This is a genomic window from Blastococcus sp. SYSU DS0616 (assembly GCF_054051015.1).
This window is the reverse complement of sequence record NZ_JBJHAJ010000023.1, coordinates 31,141-44,725: the sequence shown is the minus strand read 5'-3', so window position 1 is coordinate 44,725 and position 13,585 is coordinate 31,141. Positions and strand designations below refer to the sequence as shown.

At 75.0% G+C, this 13,585-nt stretch carries 13 protein-coding genes; 7 read left to right on the top strand and 6 right to left on the bottom strand.

From position 1 onward, the window contains the following. Positions 1-68 precede the first annotated feature (68 nt). Genes ACI79K_RS16160 through ACI79K_RS16140 form a run of 5 tightly spaced genes read left to right on the top strand, consistent with a single transcriptional unit; the run spans position 69 to position 4,562 of the window. Positions 69-1,154: a LacI family DNA-binding transcriptional regulator gene (locus tag ACI79K_RS16160; protein WP_456600212.1), complete on the top strand. Its 1,086-nt coding sequence runs from the start codon at positions 69-71 to the stop codon at positions 1,152-1,154. Next, the gene (locus ACI79K_RS16155) at positions 1,151-1,924 is read left to right on the top strand and encodes a (Fe-S)-binding protein (RefSeq protein ID WP_456600194.1); all 774 of its coding nucleotides are present in this window, start codon (positions 1,151-1,153) and stop codon (positions 1,922-1,924) included. Before ACI79K_RS16160 ends, ACI79K_RS16155 begins: the two co-directional genes overlap by 4 nt. Then, positions 1,921-3,381 carry a LutB/LldF family L-lactate oxidation iron-sulfur protein gene (locus tag ACI79K_RS16150; RefSeq protein WP_456600193.1) on the top strand — a complete coding sequence of 487 codons (1,461 nt, stop codon included), beginning with the start codon at positions 1,921-1,923 and terminating at the stop codon, positions 3,379-3,381. The genes ACI79K_RS16155 and ACI79K_RS16150 overlap by 4 nt, the downstream gene beginning before the upstream one ends. Next, on the top strand, positions 3,378-3,995 hold the full coding sequence (locus ACI79K_RS16145) for a LutC/YkgG family protein (RefSeq protein WP_456600192.1): 618 nt from the start codon (positions 3,378-3,380) through the stop codon (positions 3,993-3,995). The genes ACI79K_RS16150 and ACI79K_RS16145 overlap by 4 nt, the downstream gene beginning before the upstream one ends. A gap of 57 nt (positions 3,996-4,052) precedes the next feature. Next, on the top strand, positions 4,053-4,562 hold the full coding sequence (locus ACI79K_RS16140) for a phosphohydrolase (protein WP_456595505.1): 510 nt from the start codon (positions 4,053-4,055) through the stop codon (positions 4,560-4,562). A 94-nt stretch (positions 4,563-4,656) separates the two neighbouring features. Here ACI79K_RS16140 and ACI79K_RS16135 read toward each other — a convergent pair whose 3' ends face one another. From ACI79K_RS16135 to ACI79K_RS16125, 3 genes are all read right to left on the bottom strand, one after another. After that, positions 4,657-5,613 carry an alpha/beta hydrolase fold domain-containing protein gene (locus ACI79K_RS16135; RefSeq protein WP_456588274.1) on the bottom strand — a complete coding sequence of 319 codons (957 nt, stop codon included), beginning with the start codon at positions 5,611-5,613 and terminating at the stop codon, positions 4,657-4,659. A 1-nt stretch (position 5,614) separates the two neighbouring features. Then, entirely contained in the window at positions 5,615-6,436 is an 822-nt protein-coding gene (locus tag ACI79K_RS16130) for a mycofactocin-coupled SDR family oxidoreductase (protein ID WP_456600191.1), read from the bottom strand. 61 nt (positions 6,437-6,497) lie between these two features. Beyond that, a complete protein-coding gene (locus ACI79K_RS16125; protein ID WP_456588276.1) occupies positions 6,498-8,147 on the bottom strand; it encodes an FAD-binding protein in 1,650 nt (549 codons plus the stop codon). 56 nt (positions 8,148-8,203) lie between these two features. Between ACI79K_RS16125 and ACI79K_RS16120 the strand changes: the two genes are divergently transcribed. Further along, positions 8,204-8,788: a TetR/AcrR family transcriptional regulator gene (locus ACI79K_RS16120; RefSeq protein WP_456600190.1), complete on the top strand. Its 585-nt coding sequence runs from the start codon at positions 8,204-8,206 to the stop codon at positions 8,786-8,788. On the opposite strand, the gene ACI79K_RS16115 is transcribed toward ACI79K_RS16120, so the two are convergent. Both ACI79K_RS16115 and ACI79K_RS16110 read right to left on the bottom strand, forming a co-directional pair. Further along, positions 8,778-9,806 carry an ATP-dependent 6-phosphofructokinase gene (locus ACI79K_RS16115; protein ID WP_456595500.1) on the bottom strand — a complete coding sequence of 343 codons (1,029 nt, stop codon included), beginning with the start codon at positions 9,804-9,806 and terminating at the stop codon, positions 8,778-8,780. The genes ACI79K_RS16120 and ACI79K_RS16115 overlap by 11 nt on opposite strands. 116 nt (positions 9,807-9,922) lie before the next feature. Next, positions 9,923-10,753 carry an acyl-CoA thioesterase gene (locus ACI79K_RS16110; protein WP_456600189.1) on the bottom strand — a complete coding sequence of 277 codons (831 nt, stop codon included), beginning with the start codon at positions 10,751-10,753 and terminating at the stop codon, positions 9,923-9,925. A gap of 64 nt (positions 10,754-10,817) precedes the next feature. Here ACI79K_RS16110 and ACI79K_RS16105 point away from each other — a divergent pair, with 64 nt between their 5' ends. Next, positions 10,818-11,678 carry a siderophore-interacting protein gene (locus ACI79K_RS16105; RefSeq protein ID WP_456600188.1) on the top strand — a complete coding sequence of 287 codons (861 nt, stop codon included), beginning with the start codon at positions 10,818-10,820 and terminating at the stop codon, positions 11,676-11,678. A 3-nt stretch (positions 11,679-11,681) separates the two neighbouring features. Here ACI79K_RS16105 and ggt read toward each other — a convergent pair whose 3' ends face one another. Then, positions 11,682-13,544 carry a gamma-glutamyltransferase gene (ggt, locus tag ACI79K_RS16100; protein ID WP_456600187.1) on the bottom strand — a complete coding sequence of 621 codons (1,863 nt, stop codon included), beginning with the start codon at positions 13,542-13,544 and terminating at the stop codon, positions 11,682-11,684. Between the last annotated feature and the right edge of the window lie 41 nt (positions 13,545-13,585).

The following is a 13,585-nucleotide window of genomic DNA, read 5'->3' as shown; positions in this document are numbered from 1 at the left end:
GTGACTTGTGCGCGACGAGGGCGCGCGCTGTGCGGTTGACACGTTTCAGAGGGTGGCCCCATCATGGCCTGCACCGGGTCTCGCCGCGAGGTCCGTCGACGCGCGCCCGAGGAGGAGCACTGACCGCCAGCATCCGGGACGTCGCCGCTCGGGCGGGCGTCTCGGTGGGCACGGTCAGCAACGTCCTGAACCGGCCGGAGGTGGTCGGCGCGGCCACCCGCGAGCGCGTGCTCGCCGCGATCGCGGAGCTCGGCTTCGTCCGGAACGAGTCCGCCCGGCAGCTGCGCGCCGGCTCCAGCCGGACCGTGGGGCTCGTGGTCCTGGACATCGCGAACCCGTTCTTCACCGATGTCGCCCGTGGCGTGGAGGAGGTGGTGGACGCCGCCGGGCTGTCGCTGATCCTCTGCAACACCGACGACCGCCCGGAGCGGGAGACCGCGCACCTCGCCGCCCTCGCCGAGCAGCGGGTGCACGGCGTGCTCATCACGCCCACCGCCGAGCTCAGCCCGGACCTCGCCGCCCTTCGCAGGAGAGGCGTACCCGTCGTGCTGCTCGACCGCCGGGCTCCGGACGGTGACCAGTGCGCGGTCGCCACCGACGACGTCCTCGGTGGCCGGATCGCCGCCGAGCACCTGCTCGAGCGCGGCCACCGGCGCATCGCCTTCATCGGGGGCGCCTCCGGACTGCCGCAGGTGCACGAGCGGCACGCCGGCGTGGCCAGCGCCGTCCGCGAGGCGTCGGGCGCCGAGCTCACCGTCCTGTCCCCGGAGGAGCTCACGGTGGCCGGCGGACGCGAGGCGGCGGGGCGGATCATCGGCATCCCCGCCACCCGGCGCCCGACCGCCGCGATCTGCGCCAACGACCTGCTCGCGCTGGGGGTGCTGCAGGAGATGGTCCGGCACCGCGTGCGGGTCCCCGACGAACTGGCGATCGTCGGCTACGACGACATCGACTTCGCGGCCGCCGCCGCCGTCCCGCTCACCTCGGTGAGCAAGCCGCGGCACGCCATGGGCCGCCGCGCCGCGCAGCTGCTCCTGGACGAGGCGCGCGAGGGCCACGTCCACGAGCAGCCCGTCTTCGAGCCGGTGCTCGTCGTCCGCGAGTCGAGCATGGTCCGGCGGGATCCGGCGCCCGACCGGGAGGGGATCCGATGAAGGTCGCGCTCTTCGCCACCTGCCTGGTCGACACGATGGTGCCGCGGGTCGCCGAGGCGACGGCGGTGCTGCTGGAGCGGCTCGGCCACGAGGTGGTCGTGCCCCCGGGCCAGAGCTGCTGCGGGCAGATGCACGTCAACACCGGCTACCGGCGCGAGGCGGTGCCCGTCATCGCCAACCACGTGCGCGCGTTCGCCGGGGCGGAGGCGATCGTGGCGCCGTCCGGCTCCTGCGTCGCCTCCATCCACCACCAGCAGGCCGCCGTCGCCCGCCGCGCCGGGGAGCACGCGCTCGCCGACGACGCCGCGGCGCTGGCCGAGCGGACCTACGAGCTGTCGCAGTTCCTGGTCGACGTCCTGGGCGTCACCGATGTCGGGGCGTACTACCCGCACCGGGTCACCTACCACCCGACCTGCCACTCGCTGCGGATGCTGAGGGTCGGCGACCGGCCGCTGCGCCTGCTGCGCGCCGTCCGCGGCCTGGAGCTGGTCGAGCTGCCCGCGGCCGACCAGTGCTGCGGGTTCGGCGGCACGTTCGCGGTCAAGAACGCCGAGACCTCGACCGCGATGCTCACCGACAAGATGGCCAACGTGCTCGCCACGCACGCCGAGGTGTGCACCGCGGGCGACGCCTCCTGCCTCCTGCACATCGGCGGCGGGCTCTCCCGCCTCCGGGCCGGCACGCGCACGGTGCACCTGGCCGAGATCCTCGCGTCGACGGAGGACGCCGTGGCCCCCGAGCAGTCGACCCGACCGGCGGTGCGCTCGTGACCGCCGTCTTCCTGGGCATCCCGACCGCTCCCCGGGGCGTCGGGCACCTGCGCGGCGACCGGTCGTTCCCCGACGCCGCGCGCGACTCGCTGCGCGACGGGCAGCTGCGCGCCAACCTCGGCCATGCCACGGCGACGATCCGGGGCAAGCGGGCCGCCGTGGTCGGCGAGGTGCCCGACTGGGCGGAGCTGCGCGAGGCCGGCCGGGCGATCAAGGCGGCCACGATGGCCCGGCTCGACGAGCACCTGATCGCGCTGGAGGAGCAGGTCACCGCCCGCGGCGGCACGGTGCACTGGGCCCGCGACGCCACCGAGGCCAACCGGATCGTCCTCGACCTGGTGCAGGCCACCGGCACCGACGAGGTGGTCAAGGTCAAGTCGATGGCCACCCAGGAGATCGGGCTCAACGAGGCGCTGGAGGCCGCGGGCATCGCGGCGCACGAGACCGACCTCGCCGAGCTGATCGTGCAACTGGGCGAAGACCGGCCGTCGCACATCCTGGTCCCGGCGATCCACAAGAACCGGGCCGAGATCCGCGAGATCTTCCTGCGCACCATGCCCGGGGTGGACCCCGAGCTCACCGACGACCCCCGTCGGCTGGCCATGGCGGCGCGGGCGCACCTGCGCGAGCGCTTCCTCCGGGCCCGGGTGGCGATCAGCGGGGCGAACTTCGCCGTCGCCGAGACCGGCACCCTCGCCGTCGTCGAGTCCGAGGGCAACGGGCGCATGTGCCTGACGCTCCCGCAGACCCTCATCACCGTGATGGGCATCGAGAAGGTGGTGCCCACCTGGACCGACCTCGAGGTCTTCCTGCAGCTGCTCCCCCGCTCCTCCACGGGCGAACGGATGAACCCCTACACCTCGCTGTGGGCCGGGGTCACGCCCGATGACGGACCGCAGGAGTTCCACCTCGTGCTGGTCGACAACGGGCGGACGGCGGTGCTCGCCGACGAGGTGGGGCGCGAGGCGCTGCACTGCATCCGCTGCTCGGCGTGCCTGAACGTCTGCCCGGTGTACGAGCGCGCCGGTGGCCACGCCTACGGGTCGGTGTACCCCGGGCCGATCGGCGCCGTGCTCTCCCCCCAGCTCACCGGCGTCGAGGACAACGCGTCGCTGCCGTACGCCTCGTCGCTGTGCGGCGCCTGCTACGACGTCTGCCCGGTGGCGATCGACATCCCCTCGATCCTGGTGCACCTGCGCGCCGAGCACGTCGAGGCCCAGACGCGCACGACCCCTGAGGCAGCGGCCTTCCGCCTCCTCTCCCGCGTGATGGCCTCCCCGCGGCTCTGGCGGCTCGCCCAGCGGGCCGCCGGTCTGGGCCGGTTCCTGGCCCGTGGGCGGCCGACCCTCCCGGCCACGCTGCCGCCGCCGCTGTCGGCCTGGACCCGGTCCCGCGACCTCCCCACTCCGCCCGGGAAGACCTTCACTTCTCAGTGGGCCGAGGAGCACCGGCGGTGAGCGCGCGCGAGGAGGTGCTCGGGCGGATCCGCGCGGCGCTGGGCCCGGACCGGCGCGCCCCTGAACCCGTCCGGCGCGACTACCGGCGGCGGGACGACCGCCCCGCCGCCGTGCTGCACGAGGTGCTCACCGACCGGCTGGAGGACTACAAGGCCACGGTGGTGCGCTGCGCGCCGGCCGAGGTGGCCTCCACCGTGGCCCGGTCGCTCGGCGACCTGGACCTGCCCCCCGACGCCGTCGTCGTCGCGCCGGGCCTGCCCGCGGACTGGCGGCCCGACGGCGCGGTGCCGGACGACGGCCGGCCCGCGGTCGGGCTGGCGTCCTTCGGCGCGTCGGTCACCGGGGTGGCCGTGGCCGTGGCCGAGACCGGCACGCTGGTGCTGGACGGCTCCCCGAGCTGCGGCCGGCGGGCCCTGTCGCTGCTGCCCGACGTCCTGGTGTGCGTGGTGACGGCGGACCAGGTCGTCGGCGGGGTCCCCGAGGCGCTCGCCCGGCTGGACCCGACGGCCCCGCTCACGATGATCAGCGGCCCGTCGGCGACCAGCGACATCGAGCTGCAGCGCGTCGAGGGCGTGCACGGCCCGCGCACCCTGGTCGTCGTCCTCGCCGGCTGACCGGCCGATCGGCCGGACGGCCACCCTCTCCGGCGGAACGGTGCCTAGCCTCGGTGCGTGCCCTTCACGCTTCCCGACGCCCACCTGCTCGCCCTGGAGGCGCACGAGGGCCAGGTGGACGAGGACGGCCGCGACCACTACCTGGCGCAGCTGCGGCCGCTCGCCGAGGCGCTGCGGCCGTTCGGACCCGAGGCCGAGATGGCCGGCGTGCTCAAGGACGTCGTGGCGGGCACCCGCGACCACCCCGACCCGGCCCGCCGGTACGACCTGGACCGGTTGCGGGCCCTCGGGGTGCCGGGCGTGGTGGTCGAGGCGATCGACGCGGGGACCCCGCGCCCGGGCGAGCCCTACCTGTCCGGGTTCGTCCGCCGGGTGGCCGCCCACCCGCTGGCCCGCCTGGTGAAGCTGGTGGAGAACAAGGCCGACCTCGCCGCCACGGAGCGGCTGGCGGGCACCGACCCCGACCGGGCACGCACCCTCCGCGAGGGCCGCTACCGCCCGGTCCGCCGGATGCTCCTGTCCGCCGAGGCGGCCGACCGGGTGCACGGCCACCGCATCCTGGTCTGACGGGCCGGCGCCGCACCCGCTGTGTCGGCCCGTGGTGGTGTCGCCCCGTGCCGACGCCACCACGGGTCGACGACCGGCGCGGCCCGCCGGCGGGTCAGCCTCCCGGCGCGAGCGCGGACGACAGCTCCGCGCACAGCTCGGCGAGGGCCTGCGGCGCGCTGCGGCAGAGCCTCGGGAAGGCCAGGTACCCGTGCGGCATCCCGACGTAGGTCGTTGCCCGCACCGGCACCCGCGCGGCCCGCAGCGTCTCCGCGTAGCGCAGCCCGTCGTCGCGGATCGGATCGTGCTCGGCGACCTGCACCAGCGCCGGCGGCAGGCCGCCGTGGTCGGCGGCGAGCAGCGGCGAGACGTACGGGTGCGCACGGTCCCGGTCGCCCAGGTAGTGCGCGCGGTAGGCCTCCATGTCGCGCCGGGTGAGGACGGGGGCATCGGCGTTCTCGGCGATGGAGGCGCTGCCGAACGTCAGGTCGGTCGCCGGGTAGAGCAGCGCCTGGACGGCGATCGCCGGCCCGGACCGGTCGCGGGACATGAGCGCGACGACCGCGGCCAGGTTCCCCCCGGCGCTGTCGCCCATGACCGCCAGCCGGCCCGGATCGGCCCCCAGCTCGCCGGCGCGGGCGGCGACGTCGACCAGCGCCGCGTAGCAGTCCTCGGGCGCGGCGGGCCACGGGTGCGCCGGCGCGAGGCGGTAGTCGATCGACACCACGACGGCGCCCACGGTCGCGGCCACGTTGCTGCACAGCCAGTCGGCCTGGTCGAGCGAGCCGAGCACCCAGCCGCCGCCGTGGAAGTTGACCACGAGCGGCAGCGGCCCGCCGGCGGCGCCGCGGGGGCGGTAGACCCGCATCGCCAGCGGTCCCGCCGCGCCGGCGGTGACGCCGTCCTGCAGGGTCACCCCCGGCGCCACCCCGCCCAGGAGCAGGTCGGTCACGGGGTTGTGCCCGGGCGAGCGCTCCTGGACGCGAGCGAGCCGCTCGGCGTCCAGGGTGGCGACCGACCCCAGCCGCAGCGCCCGCCCGAGCAGCCGCACCCGCAGGTCGAGGCGAGCCACGTCAGCGCCCGAGGATGCCGAGGTCGACCGGCAGCTGGACGCCGGTCACGTGCCGCGCCTCGTCCGAGGCCAGCCAGGCCACCGCATGCGCGATGTCCTCGGGCTGGGAGATCGGGTCGGGCAGCGCGCCCATCAGCATGGGGGCCAGCGTTGTGGCGTACTGCTGCGCGAGTTCGAACATCTCCGCAGGCTGCATGCCGGTGGCCACGCCGTGCGGGTGCACGGTGTTGACCCGGATGTTGTGCTGCCCGAGCTCGTTCGCCATGGTCCGCGCCAGGCCGACGATGCCGTGCTTGCTGGCCGCGTAGTCGGCGAGGAACGGCAGCCCCCGCAGCCCGGCCACCGAGCTGATCACGATGATCGAGCCGCCGGTGCCCTGCTCCAGCAGCACCGGCACGGTCGCCTTCATCGTGAAGAACGTGCCGGTGAGGTTGGTGTCGATCGTCTCCTGCCACTTCTCCACCGGGATCTCCCAGGACATCGAGCCCGAGCAGATGCCGGCGTTGGCGACGACGACGTCGAGCCGGCCGAACTCCGCCACTCCGTCGCGGACCACGGACATCTGCCCGTCGAGGTCGCGGACGTCGGCCTTGCGGGCCAGGATGCGCCGCCCCTGCGCCTCGACCAGGCGGGCGGTCTCGGCGAGGTCCTCCTCGGTGGGGCCGGCGTAGGACGTGGTCTTCGCCGTCTCGCAGTTGTCGATCGCGATGACGTCGGCGCCCTCGGCCGCGAGCCGGACCGCATGGGCGCGGCCCTGGCCGCGGGCGGCGCCGGTGACGTAGGCGACCTTGCCGGCGAGGCGGCCGGACGTGCTGGTGGTCACGCATCTCTCCTGTGGTGAGGGAACCGGCGCGCGGTCGCGCGCCGGGAAGGTGGGACCGGGCTCAGGCGGGCCGGCGGGCCATGTGCCGGGCGGCGCGCAGTCCGAAGACGGCGGCGGGCCCGATGGTGGAGCCCGGGCCGGGATAGGTCCGCCCCATGACGGAGGCGGAGTTGTTGCCCGCGGAGTACAGGCCCTCGATGATCGAGCCGTCCTCGCGCAGCGCACGGCCGTCGGGGTCGGTGACCACGCCGCCCTTGGTGCCGAGGTCACCGATGACCACGCGGAACGCGGTGAACGGGCCCTTCTCCAGCGGACCGAGGCACGGGTTGGGCCGCACGGTGGGATCGCCGTAGTAGCGGTCGTAGGCGGAGTTGCCCCGCCCGAAGTCGCCGTCGATGCCGGCGCGGGCGAACCCGTTGAACCGCTGGACGGTCGCCTGCAGCCGGCCCGGCTCCATGCCCAGCCGCTCGGCCAGCTGCGGGATGCTCCCGGCCTTGACCATGATCCCGGCTTCGCGCATCGCCTTGTTCAGCCGCGGGTCCAGGGCGAACGTCCGCAGGTACCGGCGGGCGTGCCGGGCATCGGCGACGAGCCAGTACGGGCCGTCCTTGTCGTGCTCGAGCATGTGGTGGCCGAGGTCGACGTAGGACTCCGACTCGTTCGCGAAGCGGTCACCGCGGGCGTCGGTCATCAGCGAGTAGGGCATCGACCGCTCCCCCACGATGAACGCCGGCGTGTGCCCGGCGGGGGCGGCGACGGACGCGCCCCACCAGGCCTCGTCCATGAGCTCCAGAGCCGCCCCCGCGCGCTGCGCGATCTCGATCGGGCCACCGACGTTGCCGGGGTTGCCCGACGGCGAGCCGTCGATGCCGTGGTGCTTCTGCCGCCAGTCGCGGTTGTGCTCGAACCCACCGCCGGCCAGCATCACGCCGCGCACGGCGCGGATGCGCACCTCGCGACCGGTGCGGCGGACCCGCACGCCCACCACGCGCTCGCCGTCGAGGACCAGGTCCTCCAGCGGCGCCTGCAGCCAGAGCGGCACCTTCCCGTCGACCACGACGGCCTTGCAGAAGGCGGTGGCCAGGGCCACCCCGATCCCGACCACCCGCCGCCCGCGGGCGACACCACCGAGCGCGCGGAACACGAACCGCGCGCCGCGCACGAACCCGCCCGGGGTGGACCAGGCCCGGCCCAGCAGCCATACGTCGTCGGTCTTCACCGGGAGCGGCACCGCGTTGCGCAGGGTCGACCACCAGTCGCCGATCTGCTTGGAGTCCAGCGGCTCGGCCTCGAGCGAGCGGCCGATCTTGCCGCCGGGGAGCTCGGGGTAGTAGTCGGGGTAGTCCTTCGCCCGGGCGAAGGCGAGGCCGTGCCGTTCCGCCGTCGTCACGAAGTCGGCGACACCGTCGACGAACGCCTCCTTGCGCTCCCGCGTCGCGGCGCGCCCTTCGTCGCCGACCGTCGCCTCCAGGTACGCGAGCGCCTCCTCCCGGGAGTCACCGGCGCCGGCGCGGCGCATGAGCGGGTTGTCCGGCAGCCACATGCCACCCCCGGACATCGCCGTGCTCCCGCCCCACTTCTCCGTGCCCTCCAGCAGGAGCACGCTGAGCCCCTCGTCCAGGGCGCCCAGCGCGGTGGCGAAGCCGGCGCCACCGGTACCGACCACGACGACGTCGTAGGTCTCGTCGAACTGCTCCACGCTCCTGGCCACGGTGCCCTCCTCGCCCACCGACCGGACAGTGTTGTCCGGATCGCTAGGGTGTGAGCATGGCCACGTCGGGCGGGAGAGTCAACCGGGGTCCGGCAGCGGCTCCGGACAACCGGCGGGCGATCCTGCAGGCCGCCCGCCGGGTCATGGCCTCGGGTGGCTACCGGGTGCCGCTGAGCGCGATCGCCCGCGAGGCGGGCGTGGGGCAGGGCGTGCTCTACCGGCACTTCCCGACGCGGCTGGATCTGGCGTTCGCCGTGTTCGAGGACAACTTCGCCGAGCTCGAGGCGATCGCCGCCGATCCGGACGCGGGGTCTCTCGGCCGGCTGTGGAGCCGCCTGGTCGACCAGGCCATCGAGACCACGGCCTTCGTCGAGATGGTCGTCGACGCTCGCCGGAACCTGCCCGAGTACGACGGGGCGGAGCGGCTGCTCGGCCTGGTGGAGGCCACCCTGCGCCCCGCCCGCGACGCCGGGGTCGCCCCCCCGGAGGTCAACGCCGACGACGTGCTGCTCGCCCTCCGGATGACCTTCGGCGTGGTCATGACCGCCGCGACACCGGACGCCGTCCGGCCCGCCGTCGACCGGGCCCTGGCACTGCTGGACCCGCCGTGGGCCCGGCCGCGTGCCGGGGTCAGCCGGTGAAGGCCTCGATCTCGGCGAGCCGGGAGGGGGTCACCGTCTTCAGCCGGGCGACGGCGCGCGCCAGCGGGACCAGCTCGATCTCCGTCCCCCGCAGCGCGACCATCTGACCGGTACGGCCCTCGTGCGCGGCGATGGTGGCATGCAGGCCGAAGCGGGTCGCCAGCACGCGGTCGAACGACGTCGGGGTCCCACCGCGCTGGACGTGCCCCAGCACCGTGGCCCGCACCTCCTTGCCGGTGCGCCGCTCCAGCTCCTCCCCCAGCTGCTGGGTGACGCCGGTGAACCGGCGGTGGCCGAACTCGTCGACGCCGCCGCGACGGAAGGCCATCTGCCCGGGCAGCGGCTCGGCCCCCTCGGCGACGACGCCGATCACGTGGGACGCCCCGCGGGCGAACCGGTCGCAGACCAGCCGCACCACCTCGTCCACGTCGAACGGCTGCTCGGGCACCAGGGTCAGATGGGCGCCGGCGGCCAGGCCGGCGTGCAGCGCGATCCACCCGGCGTGCCGGCCCATCACCTCGACCAGCAGCACGCGCTGGTGCGACTCGGCGGTCGTGTGCAGCCGGTCGATGAGCTCGGTGGCGATGCTGACCGCGGTGTCGAAGCCGAACGTCAGATCGGTGCCGTCGATGTCGTTGTCGATCGTCTTCGGGATGCCCACCACCGGCACGCCGGCCTCCGACAACACGTGGGCCGCGGTGAGGGTGCCCTCCCCGCCGATGGGGACGAGGACGTCGACCCCGTGCTCGTCGAGCGTGCCGATCATCTCCTCGATGCCGGCGTGCAGCTTCTCCGGAGCGACGCGGGCCGAGCCGAGCGTCGTGCCACCGCGGGTGAGCAGGCCGTCGACCGCGGCCACGTCCAGCGGCGTCCAGCGGTTCTCCAGCAGCCCGCGCCAGCCGTCGCGGAAGCCGATCACCTCGCTGCCGTAGTGGGCACCGGCGGTGCGCACCACCGAACGGATGACGGCGTTGAGGCCGGGGCAGTCCCCGCCTCCGGTCAGGATTCCGATGCGCACCGGCTGGCTCCTCGCGCTCGTGGGCCGGGTTGACCCGACCATACGTCATGACGTCTCGACGACCGCCCGCCGACGCGCGGGGTGCCTGCGAGCCGTCGGCGCGGCGCGCCTGCCGGTCACCGCCCGGGGCGGAAGGGGTTCCGGCCGGGCCGGAACAGCGTCTCCTGGGTGAAGCTCGCGCCGAGCACACCGCCGGCCGTGGTGATCGATCCGGTGTACCAGCCCCGCCCCCCGGACACGGTGCGCGGCACCATGTCCATGAGCACCCAGTCGTCCAGCGGCGCGTGGCGGTGGAACCAGACGGCGTGGTCCAGGCTCGGGCCGGGGGCGGCCTCGTCGTCGGGCAGCGCCGACAGCCCGGTCCCGATGTCGGAGAGGTAGGTCAGCACGCAGGCGTGCACCAGGTGGTCAGCCGGCAGCGGCACGGTGGCCCGCGCCCAGAAGCGGGTCGGCCAGTGCGCGTCCGGGTAGGGCTGCGGGGGCCGGCGGCTTTCCATGGAGAACACCCGGGGCAGCTCGAAGACCGGCAGTCCGTCCGGCGCCTCGACGGCGGGGGTCGGCTGCACCTGCTGGTCCGGGCCGGGACCGGGCACCGCGAACGAGGCCGACATGCTGAACACGACCTCGCCGCCCTGGAGGGCGACCACCCGCCGGGCCGAGAACGAGCCGCCGTCGCGGTCGCGGTCCACGCGGAAGATCGTCGGGCGGGCGGCGTCACCGCTGCGCAGGAAGTAGCCGTGCAGCGAGTGCGGGAGGCGGTCCGTGGCGACCGTGCGCCCGGCGGCGTACAGCGCCTGCGCGGCCACCTGCCCGCCGTACAGCGGGAAGGGGTCGCTGAACAGCAGGGTGCTGCGGTACAGGTCGCGGTCGATCTCCTCCAGAGCCAGGACGTCGAGGACCGTCGGCCCCGCCGCTCGGCGTGCGTCGTCGGCAGCCACGGTCTCCACGCAGGGCACCCTAACCGGGTGCTCGGATCGGGTTAGGGTCCCCTCTGTACCGTCGCCAGTCGTGATGAGCGAGCCACGGAACGGCGACGAACGACCGCCCCGCAGACGGATCCCCCGGATCGGCGAGGTGGTCCGGACCTCGTGGCTCACCCCGCACATGGTCCGCGTCGTGCTCGGCGGCGAGGGCCTGGCCGGCTTTCCCGACGGCGAGTTCACCGACCGCTATGTCAAGCTGCTCTTCCCGCCCGCGGACGCCTCCTACGCGGTCCCCTACGACGTCGAGCAGGTGCGTGCCGAGCTGCCCGCCGACCAGTGGCCGGTCACCCGCACCTACACGGTGCGCGCGTGGGACGCCGCCGCCGGCGAGCTGACCATCGACTTCGTCCACCACGGCGACGAGGGGCTGGCCGGCCCCTGGGCCGCCGCGGCCCGGCCCGGCGACCGGATCCAGTTCATGGGACCGGGCGGCGCCTACGCGCCCCGGCCGGACGCCGACTGGCACCTCCTCGCCGGCGACGAGGCCGCGCTCCCCGCCATCGCCGCGTCCCTCGACCGGCTGCCGGCCGGCGCACGGGCGCTGGTGTTCGTGGAGGTGGCCGGACCCGAGGAGGAACAGACCGACCTGGCTCTCTCCCCCACCGTCGACCTGCGCTGGCTGCACCGGGGCGACGCGCTGCCCGGTGTGGCCCTGGTCCAGGCGGTCGAGGCCACCCAGCTCCCGCCGGGGAACGGGCACGTGTTCGTGCACGGCGAGGCGTACGCCGTCCGCGACCTGCGGCGCCACCTGCGGGCCGAGCGCGGGCTCGACCCGGAGTGGACGTCGATCTCCGGCTACTGGCGGCGCGGAGACACCGAGGACGCCTGGCAGTCGGGGAAGCGCCAGTGGAACGCCGCGATCGAGGCCGAGGACGCCGTCGGTCGCTGACCGTCAGCCCCCGAGCGGCGGGGCGAGCTCCGCCGCGCCCGGCGCCTCCGGGCCGCCGACGACAGGGTGCACCACCCCGGCGCTCCCGCCGCCGCGGCGCTCCACCTCCGCGGCGGCCAGCAGCAGGCCGCCCGGCAGGTACTCGATGCCCGTGGCCGCGCCGAGCTCCTCCACGACGGTGAACTCGTGCCCGAGGGCGGTGAGCGGCTCGCCGTACGCGTCGACGAACGCCGGCTCCGCGCTGACCGCGGCCGTGTTGCGCTGGCTGGCGCGCGGGGCGGCGATCGCCTCCGCCAGGTCCATGTTGCGGTCGATGCGGTTCACCAGCGTCTGCAGGACGGTCGTGATGATCGTGCTGCCGCCCGGCGAGCCGAGGGCCAGGACCGGCTCGCCGTCGTGCAGGACGATCGTCGGCGCCATGCTGCTGCGCGGGCGCTTCCCCGGGGCGGGCAGGTTCGGCTCGGGCCGGGTGGGGTCGGCGGCGGCGAACGTGAAGTCGGTCAGCTCGTTGTTCAGCAGGAACCCGCGGCCGGGCACCGTGATCCCGCTGCCCCCGGTCTGCTCGATGGTCAGCGTGTAGCTGGCGATGTTGCCGGCGGCGTCGCCGACCGTGAGGTGGGTCGTGGACGGACCCTCCGCACCCTCCTCCACCGTCGGCCCCTCGCCGGCCGGGCAGGGGGCGTACTCGCCGTCCGGGTCGCCCGCGGGGGTCGGCTTCGCCAGCACCGCATCCGGCGCGATGGCGCAGGCTCGCTCCGTGGCGAACCGGTCCGAGAGGAGCTCGGCCAGCGGCACCTGGTTGTACGCCGGGTCGCCGACGTAGGCGTTCCGGTCGGCGAACGCCAGCGCGCTCGCCTCCAGGTAGGCGTGCAGCACCGGCACCTCGGGCAGCGAGGCGAGCGGGAAGGGCTCCAGGATGTTCAGCGCCTCACCGACGGTCGAGCCGCCGCTGGACGGCGGGGCCATGCCGTAGACCTCGAGTCCCCGGTAGCCGACCCGGGTCGGCTCCCGGAGCGGCGCCTCGTACAGCGCTAGGTCCACGGCCTCCAGCAGACCCGGCCGGACCTCCGCCGCCCCCTCCGCCTCGGGCGGGTCCTGCACCGTCGCCACGATCTCCTCGGCCAGCTCCCCCGTGTAGAGCGGGTCCACCCCCTTGCCGGCCAGCAGCCGGTAGGTGTCGGCCAGGTCGGGGTTGCGGAACACCGATCCCACCTCGGGCAGGGCGCCGCCGGGGAGGAAGAGCTCGGCGGTCGGCGCGAACATGCGGAACCTCTCCTCGTTGTCCGCCGTCTGCTGCCGGAACGTCTCGTCGACGACGAAGCCCTCGTCGGCCAGCCGGGTCGCACCGCCGAGCGCGTCGGCCAGCGACCAGGTGCCGAACTCCTCCAGCGCCGTCACCCAGGTGGCCGGGGTGCCCGGCGTGCCCACCGACAGACCGCTCGAGACTGCCTCGGCGAACGGGATCGGGTCGCCCGCCTCGTCGAGGAAGGCGTCCGCGCCCATGGCCAGCGGTGCGGTCTCCCGGCCGTCGATCGTGGTGACCTCTCCGGTTGCGGCGTCGTAGTAGACGAAGAAGCCGCCCCCACCGATGCCCGCCGAGTACGGCTCCGTGACGCCCAGCGCGGCGGCCGTGGCCACCGCCGCATCCGCAGCGTTGCCACCGGCGGCCAGGACGTCCAGCCCCACCCGGGTCGCGTCGGGGTCGACCGTGGCGACCGCGCCCCCGGTGCCCACGGCCAGCGCGCGCTTCTCCGGGTGCGCCCCGCCCGGAGCGTCGTGCGGGGCGGCGCTCGCGGGGCCGCCCGCCACGAGGGCGCCGCCGGCGAGCGCGGTCAGGGCCAGGAGGGTGGTACGCGGACGCGGCATGGGAGCTCCTCGGGCGTCATCGCTGCGCAGGAACCCATGGG

Excerpts from the sequence above, each read along its gene's own strand:
- ACI79K_RS16155 (WP_456600194.1), top strand. The coding sequence starts at position 1,151 with ATGAAGGTCGCGCTCTTCGCCACCTGCCTGGTCGACACGATGGTGCCG.
- ACI79K_RS16120 (WP_456600190.1), top strand. The coding sequence starts at position 8,204 with ATGGCCACGTCGGGCGGGAGAGTCAACCGGGGTCCGGCAGCGGCTCCG.
- ACI79K_RS16105 (WP_456600188.1), top strand. The coding sequence starts at position 10,818 with ATGAGCGAGCCACGGAACGGCGACGAACGACCGCCCCGCAGACGGATC.
- ggt (WP_456600187.1), bottom strand. The coding sequence starts at position 13,544 with ATGCCGCGTCCGCGTACCACCCTCCTGGCCCTGACCGCGCTCGCCGGC.